Source organism: Streptomyces sp. NPDC054961, assembly GCF_053609145.1.
The window spans coordinates 13,594-38,448 of the sequence record NZ_JBSGWY010000032.1 but is presented as its reverse complement, the minus strand read 5'-3'; the positions used below and the strand labels follow the sequence as shown (position 1 = coordinate 38,448).

Genomic DNA, 24,855 nt, shown 5'->3' with positions numbered 1-24,855 from the left:
CCGCCGTGCCCGAGGGGCATACGATCCACCGCCTCGCCGAGGACCACCTCGAGTGGTTCGCCGGCCGGGAGGCCGCCGTCAGCAGCCCCCAGGGCCGGTTCGCCGAGAGCGCGGCCCTGCTCGACGGTCGGATCCTGGACGGCGTCGACGCCCACGGCAAGCACCTCTTCCTCGGCTTCGGGGGGAGCGGGTGGATCCACATCCACCTCGGGCTCTTCGGCACGTACGCGACGGGCCCCGCCCCGGCCCCGCCGGCCACGGACACCGTCCGGCTGCGCCTCGCCAACGAGGACTGGTTCTCCGACCTGCGCGGCCCGACCACCTGCGCGTGGATCACGGACGCGGAGAAGGCGGCGGTGAGCGACCGGCTGGGCCCGGACCCCCTGCGCGACGGCGACGACCCGGACCGCGCCTGGGCCCGCATCTCCCGCTCCCGCACCACCGTCGCCGCCCTGCTCATGGACCAGAAGATCGTCTCGGGCGTCGGCAACGTCTACCGCGCCGAGGTCCTCTTCCGCCACGGCATCGACCCGTACCGCACCGGCAAGGACCTCACGCGCGGCGAGTGGGACGCGGTCTGGGCCGACCTGGTGCTGCTCATGCGCGAGGGCGTGCGCAACAACCGCATCGACACCGTCCGCGACGAACACCTGCCCGAGGCGATGGGACGCCCGCCGAGGGTGGACGACCACGGCGGCGAGGTGTACGTCTACCGGAGGGCGAACATGCCCTGCCACATCTGCGGGGGCGAGATCCGCACCGCCGGTCTCGCCGCCCGCAACCTCTTCTGGTGCCCGGGGTGCCAGGCCCGCTAGCCAGCCACGTCACCCACCGGTGCACCGGCCCTGCCGGCCCGCACTGGTCCCTGCCGGCTCTGCTAGCCCTGACGCGGCACTAGAACCCGTGCGACAGCCACGGGGCCACGTCCCCGGCGAAGGCCCGGGAGGCCTGCGCCAGCGCGTCCGCGCGCGGTGCGCGCACCCGGCCGGCCGCGGCGAGGGAGGTCAGGGTGACCCCGCCCAGGTACGCCGCGCCGAGCTCGCCGACCGACAGTTCCAGATCCGCCGGCGCGTCGGTGCGCGTACAGGAGGCCGCGCCCCCGGCGGCGGCCGTCAGCCGCCATCGGCCCGCGTTCCACGGGCAGAACCGGTCCTCGACCTCGAGGACCACGTCCAGCGGGGCCCCGTAGCCACGGGCCTCCAGCGCCGCCGGCAGGTCCACGAGCCGCACGTGCAGCGCGTCGCGCTGGCGCACCTCGGCCCGCCGCACGTCGCTCACCAGGTGCAGCACCGGATCGTCGACGGGCCGCCCGTACGCCCGCACCCGCCAGGCCAGGTCGATGTCGAAGAGGTAGCGCCACAGGGCCGCGTACGCCGCCGGATCCAGCGCTTCCAGGGTGCGCAGCTGGACCTTGCCGTCCGAACCGGTCTGCTCCCAGTCGGGCTTGACCCGGTAGCGGGCGTAACCGACCACCTCGCCCTCCGGCCCCTCGGCCACCACGCACTTCAGCGGCGAGGCGCCCGACCGCCCCGACGGCGGGTCCAGCAGCGCCTGCAGTTCCCAGCCCGGCTGCCGGGCCGGCATCCCCGGCCGGCCCGCGACCAGGGCCGCGTAGACCCGCTCGCAGTCGGGCAGGGACTTCAGGGGATCGACGAGCCGCAGGCGCACGTCGTCGGTCCCCGGCGGCACGGAGAGCCGCACGCGCGTCGTGTCGATGTCGATGGACACGGCGTACGCGGCGGTGCCGTAGCCGAAGCGCCCGTAGATCGCCGGATCCGAGGCCGTCAGCACGGCGAGCGGTTCACCACCCGCCCGGATGTCGTCCAATTGCCGGCGCATCAGCGAAGTGAGCACGCCCCGCCGCCGATGGGTGGGGGAGACGCCCACCATCGTGACCCCGGCGGCCGGCACGAGCGCGCCGCCCCCGGGGACGGACAGGCGGAAGGAGAAGGCCCCGGCCGAGCCGACGCACTCGCCGCCGTCCCACACACCGAGCGAACGTTCGAGCTCGGTCAGGGACTTGTAGAGTTCGCGCTCCTCGGAGATTTCGGGCACACCTCCGAACGCCAGTTCCAGATGGTCGAACCAGACATCCCACTCATCAGCCGTCAATATGCGCGTCTCAAGTGCCATACGGCCATCCCTATCAGGGCAATCCGTCCCGTGCGAGCCCTTTTCGGTCGCCGTTGGACCCGTGTTCCGGGGGTACCCCTGCGCACGCACAGCCAGGATGGATAGGGTCCCGAAGCAATGGCCGGAGCACGTGTGGAGACCCTCCTGGCCCGGACGCGCATGCTGTCGCACCGGGCACGCACCGCCCTGCGCAAATCCGCCGTCGACTATTTCCGCGGCGACGCCTCGGACTGGCTCGCCTTCGGCGGGCTGCTGCTCACCGTCCCCGCCATCGCCTGCGGCACCCTGATGCTGCCGGTGTGGTTCTCGCCGTCCGCGCTCGTCCTGCCGATCGTGGCCGGCGGCCTGCTGTTGCGGCCCGCCAGCCTGCTCTCCCTGTACGCGGCCTCCGCGGCCGCGCTCATCGTCGAGGCCCTCGTCCTCGGGCCGTACACCCAGGGCCCGGCCCGGGTCACCCCCGGCACCGTGCTCGTCGTCGCCGCCTGCGGGTTCTTCGGGCTGGTCATCGCCCAGTTCCGCAGCCGCGTCGGCGTGCCGTGGAGACGCGGCGGCACCATGCTCTTCGACCTGCGCGAACGCATCCGCGTGCAGAGCAAGCTGCCCGCCCTGCCGCGCGGCTGGCACCGCGAGATGGCCCTGCGTCCGGCCGGCGGCCAGTCCTTCTCCGGAGACTTCGTCGTCGCCGCCCGCACCAACGGCGGCCGCACCCTGGAGATCGTCCTCACCGACGTCTCCGGCAAGGGCATGGAAGCCGGCTCCCGGGCCCTGCTGCTCTCCGGCGCCTTCGGCGGCCTCCTCGGCGCCCTGCCCGCGCACGGCTTCCTGCCCGCCGCCAACGGCTACCTCCTGCGCCAGGACTGGGACGAGGGCTTCGCCACCTCCATCCACCTCGTCCTGGACCTGGAGACCGGGGACTACGAGCTGCTTTCCGCCGGACACCTGCCCGCCCTCCAGCTCTGCGCGGGCACCGGCCGCTGGCAGGAGGTCTCCGGCGACGGCCCGCTGCTCGGGGTCTACGACGGGGCCGAATTCGAACCCGCCCGCGGGAACCTGCGGCGCGGCGACGTCCTGATGCTCTTCACCGACGGCCTCGTCGAGACCGCCGAACGCGATATCAGCGAGGGCATGGACCGGCTCACCGGCGAAGCCGACCGCTATGTCGCCGCGGGCTGGGACGGCGCGGCCTGGCACCTGATCGAGAAGGTCGCCAAGGACGTCAACGACGACCGCGCCCTCCTGCTGATCCGCCGCTCGGTCTGATCCGCCGGTCGGTCCGACCCGGGGCTCGGGTCCGACCCGGGGCCGGGCTGAGCTGCCCTTTCCCCCGGCCGATGCTGGGGTTTACCCCACCATCGGTCCGCCTGCCTCCGTCATGGCCGCGGACCCCCCGCCCTCCGTAGCGTCAACGACACGATCACCGCGGGGTGGTCGACCAGCACGGAAGGCGGCACACCATGGGGCTCCGGCGGAGCAAACGACAGGCCGAGCAGCGGGCGGGGCAGGCCGATCACGCCGGGCACGCGGGGCATGCGGGGCATGCGGGGCACGCGGGGCACGCGGGGTGGACCGCGCAGGCCGGGCAGGCCCGGCACGCCGGGAACGGCGCGCACACCGCGCAGGCCGGGAACGACGGATGGGCCGCGGCGTCGTACGACTCCACCGCCGCCGTCGAGCTGCACGGGGTCCGCCGCCGGTACGGGCGCGGCTCCGCCACCGTCCACGCCCTGCGCGGCATCGACCTCAGCCTGCCGCGCGGCAGCTTCACCGCCGTGATGGGCCCCTCCGGCTCCGGCAAGTCCACCTTCCTCCAGTGCGCCGCCGGCCTCGACCTCCCCAGCGAGGGATCCGTCCGCCTCGGCGGGACCGAGATCACCGGCATGAACGAGAACCAGCTCACCACCCTGCGCCGCGGCCGCCTCGGCTTCGTCTTCCAGGCCTTCAACCTGCTGCCCTCCCTCACCGTCGAGCAGAACGTCCTGCTCCCGCTGCGCCTCGCCGGCGGCCGCGCCGCCGCCCAGGGCCAGGCCCGCGCCGCCGAACTCCTCGCCCGCGTCGGCCTGGAAGGCAAGGGCCGGCGCCGCCCCGCCGAACTCTCCGGCGGCCAGCAGCAACGCGTCGCCATCGCCCGCGCCCTCGTCACCAGCCCCGACGTGATCTTCGCCGACGAGCCCACCGGCGCCCTCGACACCACCACCGCGGTGGAAGTGCTCGAACTGCTCCGGAGCGCCGTGGACACCCTCGGTGCCACCGTCGTCATGGTCACCCACGACCCGGCCGCGGCCGCCCACGCCGACCAGGTGCTCTTCCTCGCCGACGGCCTCATCGCCGACCGGCTCCCGCGCAGCTCCGCCGCCACGATCGCCGCCCGGATGACCACCCTCACCGCCGCCCCGGTGTACGCGGGAGCGGCCGCCTGATGGCCCTCCGCTCCAACGGCCTGGCCCGCGCGGCGATCCGCTTCCGCCCCGCCGCCTTCGCCGGCACCCTCGTCGCCCTGCTCATGACCGTCGCCATCGTCTCCGCCTGCGGACTCCTCCTGGAGACCGGCATCCGGGCGAGCGTCCCGCCGACCCGGTACGCCGCGGCCCCCGTCGTGGTCGCCGCCGACCAGCGGGTCACCCTGCGGGTGGGCAGCGGCGAGGGGGCCTACGACGTCTCCGCGCAGATCCCCGAGCACGCCCGGGTCGACGCCGCGCTCCTGGACCGGCTGGCCCCCCTGGGGCGGGCCGTCCCCGACGTGACGTTCCCCGTGCGCGACGCGGCGGGAGCGGGGGCCGCGGCCGGAGCCGCCGGCGCGGCCGGCCGTTCCCTCGACGCGTACGGCTGGGGCTCCACCGCCTTCAGCCCCGCGGAGCTGCGCACGGGCCGCGCCCCGGCCGCCCCCGGGGAAGTCGTCCTCGGCGGCGCCGACGGGCCCGGCCGGGTCACGCTCGACACCCCCGCCGGAAAGCGGGAGTTCCGGGTCGTCGGGCGCACCGACCGCCCCGGCGCCTGGTTCTCCGACGCCGAGGCGCGCGCCCTGTCCGGACACCCCGAGGCCCTCGACGCCATCGTGCTGCTCGGGGCCGACGCGGCGAAGGCACGGACCGCCGTGGACGGCCGCGCCCAGGTCCTGACCGGCCCGGACCGCGCCATGGACAAGCAGCTCGCGGGCGCCAAGGAGCTCCTGACCGGTCTCGGCGGCTCCTTCGGCGGCATCGCCACCCTCGTCGCCGTCTTCACCGCCGCGGGCACCGTCGCGCTCTCCGTCGGCCAGCGCTCCCGCGAGTTCGCGCTGCTGCGCGCCGTCGGAGCCACCCCGCGCCAGATCCGCCGCACCGTCGCCACCGAAGCCCTGCTCGTCGCACCGGTCGCGGGAGTCCTGGGCTGCGTACCCGGCGTCGCGCTCGCCTCCTGGTGGTTCGGCCAGCTCAAGGAGAAGGGGGCGATCCCGGCCGACGTCGACCTGACCGTCTCCTGGATCCCGCTCGTCTCCGCCGCCGGCATCGGGCTCGTCACCGCCCTGCTCGCCGGCTGGGCCGCCGCTCGCCGCCCCGCCCGCATCCGCCCCGGCCAGGCTCTGGCCGCGGCCGCCCGGGAACGCCTGCGGCCCGGGTGGGTCCGTACCCCGCTGGGCCTCGCCGCCCTCGCCGGCGGCGCCACCTGCGCCTCCCTGGCCGCCACCAGCAACGGACCGGACGCCGCCAACGCCGCCCTCGGCGTCGTCATGCTCTTCATGCTCGCGGTCGCCCTGCTCGGCCCGCTGATCGCCCGCGCCTGCGCCGCCCTCTTCGGATTGCCGCTGCGCGCCGCCGGCGCCTCCGGCTCCCTGGCCGCCGCCAACTCCGGCGCCAACGCCCGCCGCCTCGCCTCCGCGATCACCCCGATCGTGCTCGCCATGGCCTTCTCCTCCACCCTGGTCTTCCTCCACACCAGCCAGGACCGCGCCGTGAGCCAGCAGCAGAAGGCCGGACTGATCGCCGACCACGTCATCACCGACCCGCGCGACCCGGACCGGGCGGTCGCGGCCGGAGCGGTCGCGCTCACCCGCACCTCCGTCCTCGCCGTCGTCGGTTCCGGCTCGGAGCGCCTGGTCCAGAACGCCTCGGCCCAGGGGGTCACCGGCGACATCACCACCGTCGAGGATCTGGGCGTGGTCTCGGGAGACCTCGCCCGGCTGGCCCCCGGCAAGATCGCCGTCGACCGGACCCTGGCCGCCGCCGACGACGCCGCCGTGGGCGACCGCCTCGAGCTCCGCCTCCCCGACGGCACCCGGGCCGACCCCGAGATCGTCGCCGTCTACTCCCGCGGCCTCGGCCTCGGCGAGATCACCCTGCCCGCCGCCGACCTGGCCGGCCACACCACCGCGGGCCGGCCCACGGAGCTCCTGATCCGCGGCCCGCTCCCCGCGGACCTCGGCCCGGCGCAGTCCGCCTCCGCCTGGACCACCGCCCAGAGCCTGGACCGCGAGGTCAACGCCTGGGCCAACACCGTCATGGCGGCCGTCCTCGGCGGCTTCGCGGCCGTCGCCGCCGCCAACACCCTGGTGATGACCGTCCTCGACCGCCGCCGCGAACTGGGCATGCTCCGCCTCGTCGGCTCCACCCGCCGCCAGGTGCTGCGGATGCTCCGCTGGGAAGCCCTCCTCGTCAGCGGCGCCGGTATCACCCTCGGCTCGGCGATCGCGCTGACCACGCTGATCCCCCTGGCCAAGGCCGTGACGGGCAGCGGTCCCTACGTCCCGCCCGGCGTCTACGCCTCCTTCGTGGCCGCCGCCGTGGCCCTCACCCTGGCCGCCACGGCCCTCCCGGCCCGCCGCGCGCTCCGGCTCAGCCGAGCCTGATGTGCCGTACGCCGACCAGCGCGCGCCGGGCCCACGCCCGGAGCGCGCTGTCGGTGTCCGCGGTCAGCTCCAGCCCGGAGCGGGCGGCCACCCGCTCGGCCACCCCGGCCACCGGGATCCGGTCCGTACGCAGGTGCTCCGCGAACTCCGGCGCTTCCAGGGCCTCCAGACACCCGTCCAGCCGCGCCACCGCGAAGCCCTCCCGCTTCAGCCCGCGCCCCCAGCCCCGCTCGCGCAGCCGCCGCAGTACGGTCTCGCGTTCGGCCAGCAGCGCGAAGTGGCGTACGTCGTGCCCGCGTTCGCGCAGCCGCCCCACCGTCTCGGCGAAGTAGCCGGAGTCGGTGACGGTCATGGGCACGATCACCACCCCGGGATGCTCCCGGGCCGCCAGGTCCAGCACCTCGAACACGCCCCGCCGCCATGCCGGAAGGTCCTGGAAGTCCCCGCGCAGCGCCGGCGGCAGCATCCGGTGCAAGCCGAAGCCGACGTGCTCCGGATCGCACACCACACTGCCGGGCAGCCGTCGGTGCAGGGCGTACGCCGTCTGGGTCTTGCCGCCCCCGAAGGGCCCGTTGAGCCACACGATCACCGCGGCATCTCCTGCCACGGGCCGATCCCGAGCAGCCCGGTGTTGCCCAGGTCGACCGGCCGGGTCAGCCGCAGCCGCTGCTTGGGAGCACCGGGCCGGGCGGTGATCTCCAGCACCCAGGCGTCCGTCGCGACCACGGTCGAGTCCGTGACGAGGTTGCGCCAGACCATCGGCATGTACGCGGTCCGCCCCGGCCCCACCACCAACGGCCGCGGGGCCGCCTCCACGTTCGGTACCCCGGTGGTGATGTCCGCGGCCCCGTGCGCGACGGTCACCTCCACGGGCGTCCCGGCCTTGTCGAGCAGCCGCAGCTCCGGGTACCCGTCCAGTGCGTAGGGCTCCGTCCCGCAGTTGACCAGCTGCACGGACTCCGCCCGGAGCCCCATCGCGGCGCTCCCGTCCCCTTCGAGCAGCCGCACCCCGCCTTCGGGACACTCCGCTCCGGCTTCCGCCCCGGCGCCCGGTCCGGAGCCCGCCCCGGCCGCGGCCGAGGATCCGGAGCCGGCCGAGGACCCGGGCCGCGCCGGGGATCCCGCCGTCGCCCCCGGGGAGCTCCCCGACGGCCTTCCCGCCGCCGCCCCCGTGGGCCCCGGCGCGGGCGAGGGCGCGGGCGGGGTCCCGCACGCCGCCAACACCCCCGCCAGCGCACCGGCACCGACCACACCCCGCACCCACCGCTTCGCGATCATTCCCCGACCTTACGGCCGGCTCCCGGGGACCGTCCGGGGGCCGGCCGGGCGCCGGCAGGGGCGTCCGCGGGCCAATCGGCCCCGATTGGCCGGTCCGCCGCCGCCCGGCGGGGCCTAGCGTGCCCCCATGGACCGCATCCTCGCCGCCGATCTCGCCCGCCTCCCCGCACTCCTCGACGCCACCCGCGACGCCGCCGCCGCGGCCCTCACGGCCCTGGACGCGCGTCCCGTCGTACCTCCCCGTCCGGCCGGGCCCCCGGCTCCCGAACCGCTCCCCGAGCACGGCGCCGGGACGGAAGCCGCCCTCGCCGCCTTCGAGGACCGCTGGGCCCCGCGGCTGTCGGCCTCGGCGGGCCCCCGCTACCTGGGCTTCGTCACCGGCGGCGCCACCCCCGCCGCCCTCGCGGGCGACTGGATCACCGCGACCCACGACCAGAACTCCAACTCCGCCCTGGACGGCGGCGGCCAGGACCTCGAACGCGAGACCGTCGGCTGGCTCCGCGAGCTCTTCGGCCTCTCCGACGCCCACACCGGCACGTTCGTCAGCGGCGCCACCCTCTCCAACACCACCGGCCTGGCCATCGCCCGCGAATGGCTCGGCGAACGCCTCGGGGTCTCCCCGGCCGTGGACGGCGCGGGCGCCCTCGGCCGGGTCCGCGTCCTCTCCGGCGCCCCGCACTCCTCCATCGCCAAGGCCCTCTCCGTCCTCGGTCTCGGCCGTCGCGCGCTGGTTCCCGTACCGACCCTGCCCGGCCGGGAGGCCGTGGACCCCGCGGCGCTGGAGCGCGCCCTCGCCGACGAGCCCGGCCGCCCCGCCGTCGTCGTCGCCAACGCCGGCACCGTCAACACCGTGGACTTCGACGACCTCCCCGCCCTCGCGGCCCTGCGCGCACGCCACGACTTCTGGCTGCACACCGACGCCGCCTTCGGCGCCTTCGCCGCGCTCTCCCCGGAGCACGCCCACCTCACCGCCGGGCTCGACGCCTCCGACTCCGTCTGCGTCGACCTGCACAAGTGGCTCAACGTCCCCTACGACAGCGCCGTCCAGTTCACCCGCCGCCGTGACCTCCAGGCCCGCGTGTTCCAGAACGCCGCCGCCTATCTCGGCCCCCTCGGCGACCACCCCGACCTGGTCCACCTCACCCCCGAGAACTCCCACCGCCTGCGCGCGCTCGCCGCCTGGTTCACGCTGCGCGCCTACGGCCGCGAGGGTCACCGGGAGATCGTCGAACGCGACATCGCCTGCGCCCGCGCCCTCGGCGCGGCGCTCGCACAGGACCCGTCCTTCACGGTCCTCGCCCCGGTCCGGCTGAACGTCGTCTGCTTCACCCTCGCCGAGGAGCCCACGCCCGACCGCCTCACGGCCCTGCGCGAAGCGGCCGGGTCGGACGTCTTCGTCACCCCCACGCACTACGCGGGAACCCCCGCCCTGCGCGCGGCGTTCTCCAACTGGCGTACCACGCAAGCGGATGTGCGCCGGATCGCGCGGGCACTGCACACGGCGGCGAAGGAGCTCGGATGACCGACCACCACCCCCTGACCCTCCTCGAGGTCGAGGCCCTGGCCCGCGCCGCGCACGAGGGCCAGACCGACAAGGCGGGCAGGCCGTACGCCGAGCACCTCGCGGCCGTGGCCGAGGGAGTGCGCCTGCGCGGCGGCACGGCCGAGCAGCAGGCGGCGGCCTGGCTCCACGACGCGATCGAGGACGACGCCCTCACCCCGGCCTGGCTGGAATCGGCCGGACTCCCGCCGTCCGTCAAGGACATGGTCCTGTCCCTCAGCAAGCGACCCGGAGAACCGGTCGAGGAGTACGCGGCCCGCATCCTCGCCACTCCGGGCGCCCTCCTGATCAAGGAGGCGGACCTGGCCCACAACGCGGATCCGGCCCGCCTCGCGGTCCTCGACGCCCCCACCCGGGACCGGTTGTCCGCGAAGTACGCGTATGTCCGCTCGCTCCTCGGACTCACCGCGTCCTGACGGGAATGCGCCAGGTTGGTTGGCCACGAGGCGTATAGCCGGGGCGTGTTGGTGGGAAGATGGCCCATGTGGGGGTGCGCGAGTCGTGCCCCGGGCCGACCAGGGGACGACTGAAGGTGTGATCAGAAGTGGCCATTTCGCTGTCCGTAGTGGTTCTGTTGGCGATCATCCTCGTGGTGCTCGTCCGAGGAAGTCACCTCAAGGCGGGCCCCGCGATCGTCGCGGTCCTCTTCGGCTTCTTCCTCGCGTCGAGCTCGATCGCCCCGGACGTCAACCGCTTCTTGAACTCCCTCGCGGACACGATCGCCGGCATCAAACTCTGAGCCGCCCGGAGCCACCGCGAACCCCGCCGCCGTTCCCCGCCACTCCCCGCTCGCCGATGCCCCACCGGACACGCGCAGGGCACGGCCGCTACGAGCTCTCTGCACTCTCCGCGGGACGCGAGTGAACGGGGCCGGTCGCCGACGTGGTCCCGAGCTCTGTCACCGACCCCTCGGCCGCCGCCTCCCGGGCGTGGGCCTCGCGTCGAAGACGCAGCTCATAGTCCGCGATCTGACGCTCCACGGGCACGCTGGTAGCGGTTCGGATCAGCCGCTCGTTCTCACGATCCACCAGGAAGGGGCCGTTGCCTCCAAACCGGGGGCGCTGCCCTCTCGGCCTGTCACCGACCGCTCCCCAGTAGACGAGCCACCCGAACGAGAGCGGCTGTACCCGGTGGATTCCAAGCTCCTGCTCGACGCGGTAACGCGCTCGCGCGATCTCGGCGAGCACCAGCCGGCGGGCATCCTCTTCGGTCAACATCGCTCGATGGTGCCACGCGGACAGTGCCATGCCTGCGCTCCTGCGAGACCCCCCTGGACGATGTGTGCCGATCGTACGGGGGGTCGTGCACGCGGCCGGGGGGCACGCGGGGGGCGCGGCGGGCTGATCGGAGCCCCGGGAACGACGAAGGGCCAGGCGGAGGAAACATCCTCTGACCTGGCCCTTCGTACTTCTGAGCGGGTGACGGGAATCGAACCCGCGTAGCTAGTTTGGAAGACTAGTGCTCTACCATTGAGCTACACCCGCAGCACGTGCACCGCAGGTCCGGGGACCGCGGCACGGACAGCATCCTAGCGGGTCGGAGCGGGGGATCGCACACCACATTGCGGCCCCGCGTGTGCGCGCGGTGACGCTTTCGCCGGAACTCCGCACGGCGGAGGGTCTTCGGGCATGTACCCTACGTGTCGCACCGACGGGGTGTGGCGCAGCTTGGTAGCGCGTCCGCTTTGGGAGCGGAAGGTCGTCGGTTCGAATCCGGCCACCCCGACCAGCAGGGCCCTTCGCCGAAGATCGCGCGGGTGATCGCGCCGATGATCGCGTTGTGGGCTGATTGCCGCTTGCGGTTACTATGCAAGCTGCGTGCCCGTGTGTCTGATGGACCGGGCCCGATCCGCCGGACCGCTGAATCCCAGCGTGACGACAGAGACCCCAGCAGTCAGCCACAAGGAGACCAAACCGTGAAGAGCGCCGTGGAGACCCTGAACCCGACTCGGGTTCGGCTCACTGTTGAGGTGCCCTTCGAGGAGCTCAAGGAAAGCCTCGACGCGGCCTACAAGAAGATCAACCAGCAGGTCACGGTGAAGGGCTTCCGCAAGGGCAAGATCCCCGCCCGCGTCATCGACCAGCGCTTCGGCCGCGGTGCGGTGCTCGAGGAGGCCGTCAACGACGCCCTCCCGAAGTTCTACACCGAGGCGGTCAACGAGGCCGACCTGAACCCGCTGGGCCAGCCCGAGGTCGACATCACGGAGCTGAAGGACGGCGAACTGCTGGCCTTCACCGCCGAGGTTGACATCCGTCCCGCGATCGAGATCCCGGACTACTCCGGCATCGAGGTCACCGTGGACGCCATCGAGGTCTCGGACGAGGACGTCGAGAAGTCGGTCGAGCAGCTGCGCGGCCGCTTCGCGTCCACCAAGGACGTCGAGCGCGCGGCGGAGGACGGCGACGTCGTCACCATCGACCTCGAGGCCAAGGTCGACGGCGAGGTGCTGGAGGACGGTGTCGCCCAGGACGTCTCCTACACCATCGGCTCGGGTGAGCTTCTCGAAGGCATCGACGAGGCCGTCAAGGGCCTGGAGGCCGGTGGCGAGGCCACCTTCACCTCCCAGCTCAAGGGCGGTTCCGCCGAGGGCAAGGACGCCGAGGTCACCGTCAAGGTCACCAAGGTTTCCGCCCGCGAGCTGCCGGAGCTGGACGACGAGTTCGCCGGCATGGCCAGCGAGTTCGACACCCTCGAAGAGCTGAAGGCGGACAGCCGCAAGCGCCTCGAGAACATGAAGCAGTACGACCAGGCCACGCAGGCCCAGGAGCGCGTCCTGGAGAAGCTGCTGGAGCTCGTCGAGGTCCCGATCCCCGAGAAGCTCCTCGCGGACGAGGTCCAGACCCGCAAGCACAACCTCGAGCACCACCAGCTCGGCCAGATGGGCCTGTCCATCGAGAAGTACCTCGAGATCCAGGGCAAGACGGTCGAGGAGTTCGACGCCGAGACCGCCGAGCAGGCGATCAAGGGCATCAAGACCCAGTTCGTCCTCGACGAGCTGGTCAACAAGGAGAAGCTGAACGTCAACCAGGAGGAGCTCACCGAGCACCTCATGCGGCGTGCTTCCTCCTCGGGCATGTCCCCCGACCAGTTCGCCCAGGCCGTCGTCGAGGGCGGCCAGGTTCCGATGCTCGTCGGCGAGGTCGCCCGCGGCAAGGCCCTCGCGGTCGTCGTCGAGGCCGCCAAGGTCACCGACACCAACGGTGAGGTCGTCGACCTCTCCGACGACGAGGACGAGACCGGGGCCGAGCAGGGCGCCGAGACCGTCGAGGCCGACGCCGAGACCGCGGCCGACGAGGCCAAGTAACACCCCGGGGTCACCCCCGCCGAGCAGTACCGGAGCACTGCCGAAGGGCCCGCACGCAGCCGCGTGCGGGCCCTTCGCGGCACCCGTGGCGAACGCCCCGTGAGCGCCCGCGGACCTTGCGCTCCGAGCGAACAGTTCGGGAAGCGGGATGGCGTTGTCCTACCTGCGCGTTAGGGTCCATGAATACGAGGGCACGGGAGTACCCGACGCCGCGGGGCATCGCCCCATCGGTAGGTCCGAGCCCCAGAACGAGACGCTGAGACGGCACATGGCCGTCGGAGACGAGCAGGTGGATACGTGACGAATCTGAAGCCTTACGCCGCGGGTGAGCCGTCCATCGGTGGCGGCCTCGGCGACCATGTCTACAACCGGCTGCTCGGCGAGCGCATCATCTTCCTCGGCCAGCAGGTCGACGACGACATCGCGAACAAGATCACGGCGCAGCTCCTGCTCCTGGCCGCCGAGCCGGAGAAGGACATCTACCTGTACATCAACAGCCCCGGTGGCTCGGTGACGGCGGGCATGGCGGTCTACGACACCATGCAGTACATCCCGAACGACGTCGTCACCATCGGCATGGGCATGGCGGCCTCCATGGGCCAGTTCCTGCTCACCGGCGGCACCGCGGGCAAGCGCTTCGCGCTCCCGAACACCGACATCCTGATGCACCAGGGCTCCGCCGGCATCGGCGGCACCGCCTCGGACATCAAGATCCAGGCCCAGTACCTGCTGCGCACGAAGCAGCGCATGGCTGAGATCACCGCCCGCCACTCCGGCCAGACCGTGGAGACGATCATCCGCGACGGCGACCGCGACCGCTGGTACACGGCGGAAGAGGCCAAGTCCTACGGCCTCATCGACGAGATCATCTCCGCGGCCTCCCTGGTCCCCGGAGGCGGCGGCACCGGGGCCTGATCCCGGCCCCGGCGCGCGAGTCCCCGTACGGGGGCCCGTACGCCCGCCAGCACCAGGCAAGCCTCAGCCCGCAGAACGCCACCAGGATGGTGAACACCCAGATGCACATGAACAACCTCTCTCCCGCGAGCGGCCTCTACACCGGCGCGCCGGTGGACAACCGCTACGTCGTCCCGCGCTTCGTCGAGCGCACCTCGCAGGGCGTGCGCGAGTACGACCCGTACGCGAAGCTCTTCGAGGAGCGCATCATCTTCCTCGGCGTGCAGATCGACGACGCCTCCGCCAACGACGTCATGGCGCAGCTGCTGTGCCTGGAGTCGATGGACCCGGACCGCGACATCTACCTCTACATCAACAGCCCCGGTGGCTCCTTCACCGCGCTGACGGCCATCTACGACACGATGCAGTTCGTGAAGCCGGACATCTCGACGGTCTGCATGGGCCAGGCGGCCTCCGCCGCCGCCGTCCTGCTCGCCGCCGGCGCCCCCGGCAAGCGCATGGCTCTGCCGAACGCCCGCGTGCTGATCCACCAGCCCTCCGGTGGCACCGGTCGCGAGCAGCTCTCCGACCTGGAGATCGCGGCGAACGAGATCCTGCGCATGCGCGACCAGCTGGAGACCATGCTGGCCAAGCACTCGACGACGCCGCTGGAGAAGATCCGCGACGACATCGAGCGCGACAAGATCCTCACTGCCGAGGGCGCGCTCGCCTACGGCCTGATCGACCAGGTCGTCGCCACGCGCAAGACCTCGCACTGATCCTTGCCGCCAGTTGGCGTGGGCACGTCGCCGGATTCGGGATGTGAACCACGTCAAGGGGGCCCCGCACGGGGCCCCCGGCAAGGTACCGTCGGATATGAGGCACCAGGGGCGCTGATCCAGGCGTCTCCCAGGCGAAGGGGAAGTACCTCGTGGCACGCATCGGTGACGGCGGCGACCTGCTCAAGTGCTCGTTCTGCGGAAAGAGCCAGAAGCAGGTGAAGAAGCTCATCGCGGGACCCGGTGTGTACATCTGCGACGAGTGCATCGACCTCTGCAACGAGATCATCGAAGAGGAGCTCGCGGAGACCTCCGAGGTCCGGTGGGAGGAACTCCCCAAGCCCCGTGAGATCTACGAGTTCCTGGAGAGCTACGTCGTCGGCCAGGAGCCGGCGAAGAAGGCGCTCTCGGTCGCGGTGTACAACCACTACAAGCGCGTCCAGGCCGGCGAGAACGGCGGCGCGCAGGGCAAGGACGACGCGATCGAGCTCGCGAAGTCCAACATCCTGCTGCTGGGCCCCACGGGCTCCGGCAAGACCCTCCTCGCGCAGACCCTCGCCCGGATGCTGAACGTCCCGTTCGCCATCGCGGACGCGACGGCGCTGACGGAGGCCGGGTACGTCGGCGAGGACGTCGAGAACATCCTGCTCAAGCTGATCCAGGCCGCTGACTACGACGTCAAGAAGGCCGAGACCGGGATCATCTACATCGACGAGATCGACAAGGTCGCCCGCAAGAGCGAGAACCCGTCGATCACGCGCGACGTGAGCGGTGAGGGCGTGCAGCAGGCCCTCCTGAAGATCCTGGAAGGCACGACCGCTTCGGTACCGCCGCAGGGCGGCCGCAAGCACCCGCACCAGGAGTTCATCCAGATCGACACGACGAACGTGCTGTTCATCGTGGGCGGCGCCTTCTCCGGCCTGGAGCGGATCATCGAATCCCGCGCCGGCGCCAAGGGCATCGGCTTCGGGGCGACGATCCGCTCGAAGCGCGAGATCGAGGCGAGCAACCAGTTCCAGGAGGTCATGCCGGAGGACCTGGTGAAGTTCGGGATGATCCCCGAGTTCATCGGGCGCCTGCCCGTCATCACCTCGGTGCACAACCTGGACCGCGAGGCCCTGCTCCAGATCCTCATCGAGCCGCGCAACGCCCTGGTGAAGCAGTACCAGCGGCTGTTCGAACTCGACGGTGTGGAGCTGGACTTCGAGCGCGAGGCGCTGGAAGCCATCGCGGACCAGGCGATCCTGCGCCAGACGGGCGCGCGCGGTCTGCGCGCCATCATGGAAGAGGTCCTGATGTCGGTGATGTACGAGGTCCCGTCCCGCAAGGACGTGGCCCGCGTGGTCATCACCGCCGACGTGGTCCGCTCCAACGTCAACCCGACGCTGGTCCCGCGGATCGTCCCGAAGGACCAGGGTCCGCACGAGAAGTCGGCGTACCCGCCGTCCGCTACTTCTTGACGCGGGCGGTGTTGTAGAGCTTCGCCGTGAGGTCCGCGGTCTGCTCCAGGGTGTAGCCCTTCTTGCCTGCGAAGAGGGAAGCCACGTCGCTGGCGCTGACCATGCTCAGGGTGCTGTAGTCACCCCAGATGCAGATCGGCAGGGTCATCTCCTTCGGCCCCTTTGCCGTGGTGCTGGTGCCCGTGGAGGTCAACTTCATCTCCTGGCACTTCATCACCGCGCCCTTGAAGCCGGCCGGGGTCATGGTCTGGGGGCTCCCGATCAGCTCCGCCGAGAACTCCTTTTCCTTGCCGGCGTTGAGCTTGGCCATGGCGAAGTACGAGTCCACCGACTTCTCCGGGTCGGCGATGTCACCGTAGAGGCCGGAGAAGTTCAGGCCCTTGGCGGTCAGCGGGTTCTTCGGGTCGCCGGACTGGTAGTTCATGCCGACCTGGGTGGGGTTCTTGATGCCCACCCCCTCGGCTTCCTTCTTGTCCTTGTCGCTGAAGTCCTTGGCCACGTACTTCGGGTCCTTCTTGAAGTCGTCGACGGACTCCGGCGCCACCAGCTTGTAGCCCTTGGTGTCGGCCGAGATGGACGCGCTCGCGCCGCCGCCCTTCGTGAAGTACCAGCCCGCGCCGCCGATCACGGCGACCGCCAGGACCACCGCGATGACCACACCGGCCTTCGACTTCTTCGGGGGCGTGCCGCCGTACGGAGGCTGCTGCGGGTAGCCGCCGTACGGGGGCTGCTGCTGCGGGTAGCCCTGCGGGGGGACGCCCTGGGGAGCCTGCTGCGGGTATCCGTAGCCCGGCTGCGGGGCGGCGGGCTGCTGCCCGTAGGGACCGGGCTGGCCGTAGGGTCCCGGCTGCTGCGGCTGCGGCGGCTGCTGCCCGTAAGGCCCCGGCTGCTGCGGCTGTTGGCCTCCGTACGGCCCCGGCTGGTTGTAGCTCATCCCGCGTCCCCCCATGAGGTTGTTTATTCGTTTCACACATCCTGGCGGAAGCCGTGGGGCCACAGGGCCGCGGGGCCCCTGGAAAGCCGGTTTCATGACTGGACTGTTACCGCTCTAAACTGTGCCTCGTGACCGAGAACACGCAGACACCCAGCAGCCCCGACTCCGAACTGCCGACCGCCTACACGCCGGCCGACGTAGAGGGGAAGCTCTACGAGCGCTGGGTAGAGCGTGGCTACTTCGAGGCGGACGAGAAGAGCGAGAAGCCTCCGTACGCCATCGTCATCCCGCCGCCGAACGTCACCGGAAGCCTCCACCTGGGGCACGCCTTCGAGCACACGCTCATCGACGCCCTCACCCGCCGCAAGCGCATGCAGGGCTACGAGACGCTCTGGCAGCCCGGCATGGACCACGCGGGCATCGCCACCCAGAACGTCGTCGAGCGCGAGCTCGCCAAGGAGGGCAAGTCCCGCCACGACCTGGGCCGCGAGGCGTTCGTCGAGCGCGTCTGGCAGTGGAAGGGCGAGTCCGGCGGGCAGATCTCCGGCCAGATGCGCCGCCTTGGCGACGGCGTCGACTGGTCGCGCGAGCGCTTCACCATGGACGAGGGCCTGTCCGAGGCCGTCCAGACCATCTTCAAGAAGCTCTACGACGACGAGCTGATCTACCGCGCAGAGCGCATCATCAACTGGTGCCCGCGCTGCCTCACCGCGATCTCCGACATCGAGGTCGAGTACCAGGACGACGAGGGCGAGCTCGTCTCCATCCGCTACGGGGAGGGTGACGCCTCCATCGTCGTCGCCACCACCCGCGCCGAGACGATGCTCGGTGACACGGCCGTCGCCGTCCACCCCGAGGACGAGCGCTACAAGCACCTCGTCGGCACCGAGATCGAGCTGCCGCTCACCGGCCGCCGCATCCCGGTCGTCGCCGACGAGCACGTCGACCCCGAGTTCGGCACCGGCGCCGTCAAGGTGACCCCGGCACACGACCCCAACGACTTCGAGATCGGTCAGCGCCACGGCCTGCCCAACCTCGCCGTCATGGACGAGCACGCGGTCATCACCGTCCACGGCCCCTTCCAGGGCCTGGACCGGCTGGAGGCCCGTTCCGCCATCGTCGCCGCGCTGCGCGCCGAGGGCCGGATCGTCGCGGAGAAGCGCCCGTACACCCACTCCGTCGGGCACTGCTCGCGCTGCAAGACCACCATCGAGCCGCGCCTCTCGCTCCAGTGGTGGGTCAAGGTCGGCCCGCTCGCCAAGGCCGCCGGTGACGCGGTCCGCGACGGCAAGGTCAAGATCCACCCGCAGGAGATGGAGAAGCGGTACTTCGACTGGGTCGACAACCTCCACGACTGGTGCATCTCGCGTCAGCTGTGGTGGGGCCACCGCATTCCGGTCTGGTACGGCCCGAACGGCGAGATCGTCTGCGTCGGTCCCGACGAGCAGCCGCCCACCGGCGAGGGCTGGAGCCAGGACACCGACGTCCTGGACACCTGGTTCTCCTCCGGCCTGTGGCCGTTCTCCACGCTCGGCTGGCCGCAGCAGACCGACAGCCTGGCGAAGTTCTACCCGAACGCCGTCCTGGTCACCGGCTACGACATCCTCTTCTTCTGGGTCGCCCGGATGATGATGTTCGGCCTGTACGCGATGGACGGCACCCCGCCGTTCCACACCATCGCCCTGCACGGCATGGTCCGCGACGAGCGCGGCAAGAAGATGTCGAAGTCCTTCGGCAACGCGGTCAACCCGCTGGACTGGATGGACAAGTACGGCTCCGACGCCGTCCGCTTCACCCTGGCCCGCGGCGCCAACCCGGGCATCGACGTCCCGATCGGCGAGGACTGGGTCCAGGCCTCCAGCAAGTTCGCCAACAAGATCTGGAACGCCACGCGCTTCGCGCTGATGAACGGCGCCACGATCGAGGGCGACCTGCCGCCGGTCGAGCAGCTGTCGGCGACCGACCGCTGGATCCTGTCCCGGCTGAACACAACGGTCGCGCAGGCCGACGCGTTCTACGAGGACTACCAGTTCTCGAAGCTGTCGGACGCCCTCTACCACTTCGCGTGGGACGAGGTCTTCGACTGGTACGTCGAGCTGTCGAAGACGACCTTCTTCGCGGGCGGCGAGCCGGCCAAGGCGTCCGCCCGGGTCCTCGGCGAGGTCCTCGACGTCATGCTGCGGCTGCTGCACCCGGTGGTCCCCTTCGTCACCGAGACGCTGTGGACCACGCTGACCGGCCGTGAGTCCCTCGTGATCGCCGACTGGCCGAAGGACAGCGGCTTCCGCGACGCGGCCGCCGAGGCCGAGATCGAGGGCGTCCAGGCCCTGGTCAGGGAGGTCCGCCGGTTCCGCAAGGAGCAGGGCCTCGACGACAAGCAGAAGGTCCCGGCCCGCCTGGACCTGTCCGCCACCGCGCTGGCCGCGCACGAAGGCGCCATCCGCCAGGTTCTCCGCCTCCAGCCCGAGGGCGAGGCGTTCAGCGCCACCGCGACCCTGCCGGTCGCCGGTGCCACCGTCGCGCTCGACCTGTCGGGCACCATCGACGTGGAGGCGGAGCGCAAGCGGCTCTCCAAGGACCTCGCCGCCGCCGAGAAGGAGAAGCAGCAGGCCGAGGCGAAGCTCGGGAACGAGGCGTTCATCGCCAAGGCGCCCGACAACGTCGTGGACAAGATCAAGGGCCGCCTCACCAAGGCCGAGGGTGACATCGCCCGGCTCCGGGCCCAGCTGGACGCGCTGCCCCCGGCCTAGCCGCCCGGTGGCGCCGTAGAGCGCAGGCGAAGGCCCCCACGCCGTCGGTCGACGTGGGGGCCTTCGTCGTATCCGTTCCCCGCGGGGGAGCCGTCGTCACAGCAGGCGGCCGCCGAACCTCGTCAGGACCAGCGCCGCGACCACCCCGTACAGGGCCACCGGCACCAGCCAGTGCGGGACCGCCCGCAGCCGGGAGCCGGCCGGTGCCCTGGTTGCCGGGGCGGCGTTCCCGCGCTGGCTGTGGCGCGGGGTGTGGGCCGGGGCCGCGGCGGGGTTCGGCTTCACGCTGTGGCTGATCGGCCAGTGCCTGTACGCGATCGGGGCGCTGTGCCCGTGGTGTGACGTCTGGGCGGTGATGATCCCGCTGTTCTGGTACGTCACCCGGCACCTGGCCGGAGCCGACGGGACGGGGCTGTTCGGGTGACATTTTTCTCCTACGCTACGAAACCGGGCGCCCCCGCGGCAGGGCCTTCCGGCCATGACCGGACCGTCCAAAGTGCCGCATATCACGCTATGGGCGGCGTCGGCGGATCGGATCCACGATGGTGACCACGGATGATGGAAGGCATGCACGTGAAGCCCGTCGTCCCGGCGTTCCACCGGGCCCTGGCCGCCGGTCGCCGGTTCGCCGAGGGCTGGGCCGGCTCGCCCCGGGCGATGGACGTCCTCGCGGCGGGCAGCTGCTTCGCCCTGATGGCCCTGGACCTGCCGGGCCTCGCCGCCGCGGACAACTCCCTCACCGGCCCGCTCGCCGCCGTCGTGCTCGCCGCGGGCTGCCTCGGCCTGCTGGTGCGCCGGCGCGCGCCCTGGGTCTCCTACCTCACCGCGCTCCTCTTCATCGGCTGGCTCCACGAACTCACCCTGATCCAGTTCGCGCTCTACTCCGTGGGCCGCTACCGCGGGCGCCGCACCGGGATCCTGGCCACCCTCGGGTACGTGGCCTTCGCGCTGATGGTGTTCGCCGTACCCGGCTGGCCCGAACCGCGGATCGAGACACTGAGCTCGTTCCTCAGCCTCGTCGTCCCCATCGGGGTGCTCGCCTCGGCCGTCGGCATCGCCGCCTACCGGCACGACCTCGTGCGCGAGCTCGACACGGGGCGCGCGGAGGCCGCGGTCCTGCGGGCCGTCCAGGAGGAGCGCACCTCGGTCGCCCGTGACGTCCACGACTTCGTGGGGCGGGAGCTGACCCTGCTCACGGTCCGCTCCGAGGTGCTGTCGATGCGGGCGCGCGAGACGGCGTACGCGAAGGACTTCGAGGAGCTGGCCGACACCGCGCGCCGGGCGCACCTGGTGCTGAACGAGATCATCGTGCAGCGCGGGGAGCGGGCCGCGACCCCGGGGGTGGAGGGGCTGGAGGAGCTCGCGCAGGAGAGCGGGCGCGCGGGTTCGCCCGTACGGCTCGACCTGGATCCGGAGGCGCACGGGCTGTCGCCGCTGCGGCAGGCGGCGGTCTACCGGGTGGTGCAGGAATGCCTGACCAACGCGGCCAAGCACGCCCGCGGCGAGACCATCGAGGTCTCGATAGCGGCGAAGGGCCCGCAGCTCCGGATCGCGGTCAGCAACGGGCTTCCGGAGCGCAATCCGACCCGGGCGCCCGTCTCCGCCGGTTCGGGCACCGCGAGCATGTCGGAGCGCGTGCGCAGCCTGGGCGGCAGCCTGACGGCGACCCGCACGCAGGACGCGTACGAGGTCGTCGCGACCCTCCCGAAGGCCTAGACCGGGCGTCGGCCGGACGCCTGGCGGGCGCCGGGCGTCCGCCTTCGCCGGTCCCCGCGGGCGCGGGCGTCAGGCCTTCGCCGGTGCCAGCAGGCTGCTGAGCGCGTCCATGTCCTCGACGCAGCGGCCCGAGCCCAGGGCCACGCAGTCCAGCGGGGAGTCCGCGACGAAGACGGGGATCCCGGTGGCGTAGGCCATCCGCAGGTCCAGGCCGGGCAGCAGCGCACCGCCGCCGGTCAGGACGATGCCGTGCTCCATGATGTCGCCGGACAGCTCGGGCGGGCACTCCTCGAGGGTGGTGCGCAAGGCCGCGATGATCGCCTCGACGGGTTCGTCGAGGGCCGCGCGGACGTCGGCCGCTCCGAGCTGGAGGCTCTTGGGCATGCCGCCGACCTTCTCGCGGCCCCGGACGGTGAAGCTGCGCGTCTCCAGCTCCGGCCGGTCCGGCACGGGCCAGGCCGAGCCGATGGCGATCTTGATGTCCTCGGCGGTGCGTTCGCCGATGAGCAGGGCGTGCTCCTTGCGGACGTAGTCCATGATCGCGCCGTCCAGCCGGTCCCCGCCGACGCGCAGGGACTGGGCGGTGACGATGCCGCCCAGGGAGATGACGGCGACCTCGGAGGTGCCGCCGCCGATGTCGACGACCATCGAGCCGCGCGCTTCGGACACCGGCAGTCCGGCGCCGATCGCCGCGGCCATCGGCTCCTCGATCAGGTGCACGGTCCTGGCGCCGGCCCGGGTGGAGGCGTGGATGATGGCCCGCCGCTCGACCGGGGTGACCCCGGAGGGCACGCAGATCACCATCCGGGTGCGGACGCGCCGGCCGGGGACGGCCTTGCGGACGAAGTGCCGGATCATCTCCTCGGCGGCCTCGTAGTCGCAGATCACACCGTCCTTGAGCGGGCGGATCGCGGTGATGGAGCCGGGGGTGCGGCCGATGGTCTCCTTGGCCTCGGCGCCGACGGCCAGGGCGGTGGTCGTACCGGCCTTGACCGCGACCACGGACGGCTCATTCAGGACGATGCCGTGCCCCCGTGCGTAGACGAGGGTGTTGGCGGTTCCCAGGTCTATCCCTATGTCGCGGCTGGAAGCTGTCTTGTTGGTGCTGGCCTGCGGCATTCATTCCCCTATCTCCTGTCCGCAAGGCTTGCATGACGATCAGGTCACCTCCGCCGCCGAAGGCCCCGAAGCGACCAGGCCGAAAGTCCCGCCGCCCCTCGTCCGTAGACTGGGTCCCGTGAGTGAGCAGCAGCCCGAGAGCCACGATGACAGCTTCGACGAGTTCGACCAGATCGTGGCGGAAGAGTCCGACCGCGACCCCGACCTGGCGGTGATCGCTGCGGGCAGCCGCACCCTGCGCGCGCACGCCGGTCCACCCCAGGGCGACCCGGTGCCCGACGTGCCCGCCGACCCCCAGGTGAGCGAAGCGCTGCGGGAGGTGGAGCAGGAGCTGGCCGGGCGGTGGGGCGAGACGAAACTGGAGCCCTCCGTCACGCGGATCGCCGCGCTGATGGACGTCCTCGGCGAGCCGCAGCGCGCGTACCCCTCCATCCACATCACCGGCACCAACGGCAAGACGAGCACCGCCCGCATGATCGAGGTGCTGATGAACGCCTTCGAGCTGCGCACCGGCCGCTACACGAGCCCGCACGTGCAGTCGGTCACGGAGCGGATCAGCCTGGACGGGGCGCCGATCTCCGCCGAGCGGTTCGTCGAGACCTACCACGACATCAAGCCGTACGTGGAGATGGTGGACGCGGCCGAGGAGTTCCGGCTGTCGTTCTTCGAGGTCCTCACCGGCATGGCGTACGCGGCGTTCGCGGACGCGCCGGTGGACGCGGCCGTGGTCGAGGTCGGCATGGGCGGCACCTGGGACGCGACCAACGTGATCGACGCCGCGGTCGCCGTGGTCACCCCGATCAGCCTGGACCACACGGACCGGCTCGGCTCCACGCCCGGCGAGATCGCGGTGGAGAAGAGCGGGGTCATCAAGCAGGGCGCCACCGTGATCCTGGCGCAGCAGCCGGTGGACGCGGCGCAGGTGCTGCTGAAGAAGGCCGTCGAGGTCGACGCGACGGTGGCCCGCGAGGGCATGGAGTTCGGCGTCGTCACCCGTGAGGTCGCGGTCGGCGGCCAGCAGCTGACGCTGCGCGGGCTGGGCGGCGAGTACGACGGGATCTTCCTGCCGCTGTACGGCGCCCACATGGCGCACAACGCGGCCGTGGCGCTGGCCGCGGTCGAGGCCTTCTTCGGGATCGGCGCGGACCACGCGCGGGTGCTGGACGCGGACACCGTCCGCAAGGCCTTCGCCTCGGTGACCTCGCCGGGCCGCATGGAGGTCGTGCGGCGCAGCCCGACGGTGGTCCTGGACGCGGCGCACAACCCGGCCGGGGCGCAGGTCACGGCCGAGGCGGTCACCGAGGCCTTCGGCTTCAGCCGGCTCATCGGGGTCGTGGCCGCGAGCGAGGGCAAGGACGTGCGCGGGCTCCTGGAGGCCTTCGAGCCGATCTTCGCCGAGGTCGTGGTCACGGAGAACACCAGCCACCGGGCGATGTCCGCCGACGAACTGGCGGCCATCGCGGTCGAGGTCTTCGGACCGGACCGGGTGCAGGTGGAGCCGCGGCTGGACGACGCCCTGGAGGCGGCGATCACCCTGGCGGAGGAAGAGGCGGAGTACGGAGGGGCCGGGGTCCTGGTGACCGGGTCCGTGATCACGGTGGGCGAGGCCCGCCTGCTGCTGAAGAGGGGCTGAGGGATGCGCACGCTGTGTGCTTCGACGCTGATCGGCGAGTTCTTCGTGATCGGTTTCGCGGGGCTGGTCGCCATGAAGGGCGACCTGAGCCAGGCCGTGGTCTGGACGGTCTGCGGGCTCGGGATGCTGCTGTCGGTGCTGCTGTGCGGGATGCTGTCCCGCCCGGGGGCCGTGCAGATCGGCTGGGCCCTGCAGATCGGGCTGATCCTGAGCGGCCTCGTGGTCCCGATGATGTTCATCCTGGGCGTGGTGTTCGCGGGCCTGTGGTGGTGCTCGGTCCACTACGGGCGCCGGATCGACGTCATCAAGGCCCGCTGGGCGGCCGCGCAGGCCGAGACGCCCGCCGCCGCGGAGGCGTAGGCGCCGACGGGGCCGGGCCGGGCGACGCCTGCCCGCCCTGCCCCGATCGGCCTAGCCCCGCCGGGCCTTGACCCGATCGGCCCAGGGCGCCGCCGCCGAAGTGGCGCCCGGC

The 24,855-nt window shown here is 72.1% G+C and carries 23 protein-coding genes and 2 tRNA genes; 17 read left to right on the top strand and 8 right to left on the bottom strand.

From position 1 onward, the window contains the following. Positions 1-5 precede the first annotated feature (5 nt). Positions 6-815: an Fpg/Nei family DNA glycosylase gene (locus ACWF9Z_RS25845; protein WP_453605633.1), complete on the top strand. Its 810-nt coding sequence runs from the start codon at positions 6-8 to the stop codon at positions 813-815. A gap of 79 nt (positions 816-894) precedes the next feature. Here ACWF9Z_RS25845 and ACWF9Z_RS25840 read toward each other — a convergent pair whose 3' ends face one another. Next, positions 895-2,133, bottom strand: a complete 1,239-nt coding sequence (locus ACWF9Z_RS25840; protein ID WP_453605632.1) for a GNAT family N-acetyltransferase — start codon at positions 2,131-2,133, stop codon at positions 895-897. 117 nt (positions 2,134-2,250) lie between these two features. Here ACWF9Z_RS25840 and ACWF9Z_RS25835 point away from each other — a divergent pair, with 117 nt between their 5' ends. The 3 genes from ACWF9Z_RS25835 to ACWF9Z_RS25825 all read left to right on the top strand — a co-directional run bounded on the left by ACWF9Z_RS25835 (position 2,251) and on the right by ACWF9Z_RS25825 (position 6,955). Next, positions 2,251-3,393, top strand: coding sequence for a PP2C family protein-serine/threonine phosphatase (locus ACWF9Z_RS25835; RefSeq protein WP_453605630.1), 1,143 nt, complete (start codon positions 2,251-2,253; stop codon positions 3,391-3,393). A 194-nt stretch (positions 3,394-3,587) separates the two neighbouring features. Beyond that, a complete protein-coding gene (locus ACWF9Z_RS25830) occupies positions 3,588-4,550 on the top strand; it encodes an ABC transporter ATP-binding protein (protein WP_453605628.1) in 963 nt (320 codons plus the stop codon). Further along, the gene (locus ACWF9Z_RS25825) at positions 4,550-6,955 is read left to right on the top strand and encodes an ABC transporter permease (RefSeq protein ID WP_453605627.1); all 2,406 of its coding nucleotides are present in this window, start codon (positions 4,550-4,552) and stop codon (positions 6,953-6,955) included. The genes ACWF9Z_RS25830 and ACWF9Z_RS25825 overlap by 1 nt, the downstream gene beginning before the upstream one ends. Here the strand turns inward: ACWF9Z_RS25825 and ACWF9Z_RS25820 are convergent. Continuing rightward, positions 6,942-7,544 carry an AAA family ATPase gene (locus ACWF9Z_RS25820; protein ID WP_453605708.1) on the bottom strand — a complete coding sequence of 201 codons (603 nt, stop codon included), beginning with the start codon at positions 7,542-7,544 and terminating at the stop codon, positions 6,942-6,944. The two genes, ACWF9Z_RS25825 and ACWF9Z_RS25820, sit on opposite strands and share 14 nt — an antisense overlap. After that, entirely contained in the window at positions 7,541-7,963 is a 423-nt protein-coding gene (locus ACWF9Z_RS25815) for a DUF4232 domain-containing protein (RefSeq protein ID WP_453605625.1), read from the bottom strand. The genes ACWF9Z_RS25820 and ACWF9Z_RS25815 overlap by 4 nt, the downstream gene beginning before the upstream one ends. A gap of 397 nt (positions 7,964-8,360) precedes the next feature. Between ACWF9Z_RS25815 and ACWF9Z_RS25810 the strand changes: the two genes are divergently transcribed. The 3 genes from ACWF9Z_RS25810 (at position 8,361) to ACWF9Z_RS25800 (ending at position 10,533) form a co-directional block, all read left to right on the top strand. Then, the gene (locus ACWF9Z_RS25810) at positions 8,361-9,755 is read left to right on the top strand and encodes a pyridoxal phosphate-dependent decarboxylase family protein (protein WP_453605623.1); all 1,395 of its coding nucleotides are present in this window, start codon (positions 8,361-8,363) and stop codon (positions 9,753-9,755) included. After that, on the top strand, positions 9,752-10,210 hold the full coding sequence (locus tag ACWF9Z_RS25805) for an HD domain-containing protein (protein ID WP_453605621.1): 459 nt from the start codon (positions 9,752-9,754) through the stop codon (positions 10,208-10,210). Before ACWF9Z_RS25810 ends, ACWF9Z_RS25805 begins: the two co-directional genes overlap by 4 nt. A gap of 128 nt (positions 10,211-10,338) precedes the next feature. Continuing rightward, on the top strand, positions 10,339-10,533 hold the full coding sequence (locus ACWF9Z_RS25800) for a hypothetical protein (RefSeq protein ID WP_215021580.1): 195 nt from the start codon (positions 10,339-10,341) through the stop codon (positions 10,531-10,533). 88 nt (positions 10,534-10,621) lie between these two features. Here the strand turns inward: ACWF9Z_RS25800 and ACWF9Z_RS25795 are convergent, their stop codons facing one another. Then, positions 10,622-11,011, bottom strand: a complete 390-nt coding sequence (locus ACWF9Z_RS25795) for a hypothetical protein (protein ID WP_453605620.1) — start codon at positions 11,009-11,011, stop codon at positions 10,622-10,624. A gap of 196 nt (positions 11,012-11,207) precedes the next feature. Continuing rightward, positions 11,208-11,278, bottom strand: a tRNA-Gly gene (locus ACWF9Z_RS25790). A gap of 167 nt (positions 11,279-11,445) precedes the next feature. Here ACWF9Z_RS25790 and ACWF9Z_RS25785 point away from each other — a divergent pair. The 5 genes from ACWF9Z_RS25785 (at position 11,446) to clpX (ending at position 16,231) form a co-directional block, all read left to right on the top strand. Then, positions 11,446-11,522: transfer RNA gene (locus ACWF9Z_RS25785), tRNA-Pro, on the top strand. 187 nt (positions 11,523-11,709) lie between these two features. After that, the gene (gene tig, locus ACWF9Z_RS25780; RefSeq protein ID WP_453605618.1) at positions 11,710-13,098 is read left to right on the top strand and encodes a trigger factor; all 1,389 of its coding nucleotides are present in this window, start codon (positions 11,710-11,712) and stop codon (positions 13,096-13,098) included. A 297-nt stretch (positions 13,099-13,395) separates the two neighbouring features. Next, positions 13,396-14,013: an ATP-dependent Clp protease proteolytic subunit gene (locus ACWF9Z_RS25775; protein ID WP_215021577.1), complete on the top strand. Its 618-nt coding sequence runs from the start codon at positions 13,396-13,398 to the stop codon at positions 14,011-14,013. 86 nt (positions 14,014-14,099) lie between these two features. Further along, a complete protein-coding gene (locus ACWF9Z_RS25770; protein WP_285427762.1) occupies positions 14,100-14,771 on the top strand; it encodes an ATP-dependent Clp protease proteolytic subunit in 672 nt (223 codons plus the stop codon). A 152-nt stretch (positions 14,772-14,923) separates the two neighbouring features. Next, on the top strand, positions 14,924-16,231 hold the full coding sequence (clpX, locus tag ACWF9Z_RS25765; RefSeq protein ID WP_453605616.1) for an ATP-dependent Clp protease ATP-binding subunit ClpX: 1,308 nt from the start codon (positions 14,924-14,926) through the stop codon (positions 16,229-16,231). Here the strand turns inward: clpX and ACWF9Z_RS25760 are convergent. Further along, the gene (locus ACWF9Z_RS25760; protein WP_453605614.1) at positions 16,221-17,165 is read right to left on the bottom strand and encodes a hypothetical protein; all 945 of its coding nucleotides are present in this window, start codon (positions 17,163-17,165) and stop codon (positions 16,221-16,223) included. The genes clpX and ACWF9Z_RS25760 overlap by 11 nt on opposite strands. A gap of 128 nt (positions 17,166-17,293) precedes the next feature. Between ACWF9Z_RS25760 and ACWF9Z_RS25755 the strand changes: the two genes are divergently transcribed. After that, a complete protein-coding gene (locus tag ACWF9Z_RS25755; RefSeq protein WP_453605613.1) occupies positions 17,294-19,915 on the top strand; it encodes a valine--tRNA ligase in 2,622 nt (873 codons plus the stop codon). 96 nt (positions 19,916-20,011) lie between these two features. Here the strand turns inward: ACWF9Z_RS25755 and ACWF9Z_RS25750 are convergent, their stop codons facing one another. Next, positions 20,012-20,200 carry a hypothetical protein gene (locus ACWF9Z_RS25750; RefSeq protein ID WP_453605611.1) on the bottom strand — a complete coding sequence of 63 codons (189 nt, stop codon included), beginning with the start codon at positions 20,198-20,200 and terminating at the stop codon, positions 20,012-20,014. Between ACWF9Z_RS25750 and ACWF9Z_RS25745 the strand changes: the two genes are divergently transcribed. Then, positions 20,166-20,339 carry a vitamin K epoxide reductase family protein gene (locus ACWF9Z_RS25745; RefSeq protein ID WP_453605609.1) on the top strand — a complete coding sequence of 58 codons (174 nt, stop codon included), beginning with the start codon at positions 20,166-20,168 and terminating at the stop codon, positions 20,337-20,339. The two genes, ACWF9Z_RS25750 and ACWF9Z_RS25745, sit on opposite strands and share 35 nt — an antisense overlap. A gap of 143 nt (positions 20,340-20,482) precedes the next feature. Then, positions 20,483-21,631, top strand: coding sequence for a histidine kinase (locus ACWF9Z_RS25740; protein WP_453605607.1), 1,149 nt, complete (start codon positions 20,483-20,485; stop codon positions 21,629-21,631). 69 nt (positions 21,632-21,700) lie between these two features. On the opposite strand, the gene ACWF9Z_RS25735 is transcribed toward ACWF9Z_RS25740, so the two are convergent. Continuing rightward, positions 21,701-22,750 carry a rod shape-determining protein gene (locus ACWF9Z_RS25735; RefSeq protein ID WP_453605605.1) on the bottom strand — a complete coding sequence of 350 codons (1,050 nt, stop codon included), beginning with the start codon at positions 22,748-22,750 and terminating at the stop codon, positions 21,701-21,703. Between the two features lie 118 nt (positions 22,751-22,868). Here ACWF9Z_RS25735 and folC point away from each other — a divergent pair, with 118 nt between their 5' ends. Together folC and ACWF9Z_RS25725 are read left to right on the top strand one after the other, a co-directional pair. Next, on the top strand, positions 22,869-24,383 hold the full coding sequence (gene folC / locus ACWF9Z_RS25730; RefSeq protein ID WP_453605603.1) for a bifunctional tetrahydrofolate synthase/dihydrofolate synthase: 1,515 nt from the start codon (positions 22,869-22,871) through the stop codon (positions 24,381-24,383). A gap of 3 nt (positions 24,384-24,386) precedes the next feature. Continuing rightward, positions 24,387-24,743, top strand: a complete 357-nt coding sequence (locus ACWF9Z_RS25725) for a DUF4233 domain-containing protein (protein ID WP_453605601.1) — start codon at positions 24,387-24,389, stop codon at positions 24,741-24,743. Positions 24,744-24,855 lie beyond the last annotated feature (112 nt).

Excerpts from the sequence above, each read along its gene's own strand:
- ACWF9Z_RS25840 (WP_453605632.1), bottom strand. The coding sequence starts at position 2,133 with ATGGCACTTGAGACGCGCATATTGACGGCTGATGAGTGGGATGTCTGG.
- ACWF9Z_RS25835 (WP_453605630.1), top strand. The coding sequence starts at position 2,251 with ATGGCCGGAGCACGTGTGGAGACCCTCCTGGCCCGGACGCGCATGCTG.
- ACWF9Z_RS25830 (WP_453605628.1), top strand. The coding sequence starts at position 3,588 with ATGGGGCTCCGGCGGAGCAAACGACAGGCCGAGCAGCGGGCGGGGCAG.
- ACWF9Z_RS25825 (WP_453605627.1), top strand. The coding sequence starts at position 4,550 with ATGGCCCTCCGCTCCAACGGCCTGGCCCGCGCGGCGATCCGCTTCCGC.
- ACWF9Z_RS25810 (WP_453605623.1), top strand. The coding sequence starts at position 8,361 with ATGGACCGCATCCTCGCCGCCGATCTCGCCCGCCTCCCCGCACTCCTC.
- ACWF9Z_RS25805 (WP_453605621.1), top strand. The coding sequence starts at position 9,752 with ATGACCGACCACCACCCCCTGACCCTCCTCGAGGTCGAGGCCCTGGCC.
- ACWF9Z_RS25795 (WP_453605620.1), bottom strand. The coding sequence starts at position 11,011 with ATGTTGACCGAAGAGGATGCCCGCCGGCTGGTGCTCGCCGAGATCGCG.
- ACWF9Z_RS25770 (WP_285427762.1), top strand. The coding sequence starts at position 14,100 with ATGGTGAACACCCAGATGCACATGAACAACCTCTCTCCCGCGAGCGGC.
- ACWF9Z_RS25760 (WP_453605614.1), bottom strand. The coding sequence starts at position 17,165 with ATGAGCTACAACCAGCCGGGGCCGTACGGAGGCCAACAGCCGCAGCAG.
- ACWF9Z_RS25740 (WP_453605607.1), top strand. The coding sequence starts at position 20,483 with ATGCACGTGAAGCCCGTCGTCCCGGCGTTCCACCGGGCCCTGGCCGCC.
- ACWF9Z_RS25735 (WP_453605605.1), bottom strand. The coding sequence starts at position 22,750 with ATGCCGCAGGCCAGCACCAACAAGACAGCTTCCAGCCGCGACATAGGG.
- ACWF9Z_RS25725 (WP_453605601.1), top strand. The coding sequence starts at position 24,387 with ATGCGCACGCTGTGTGCTTCGACGCTGATCGGCGAGTTCTTCGTGATC.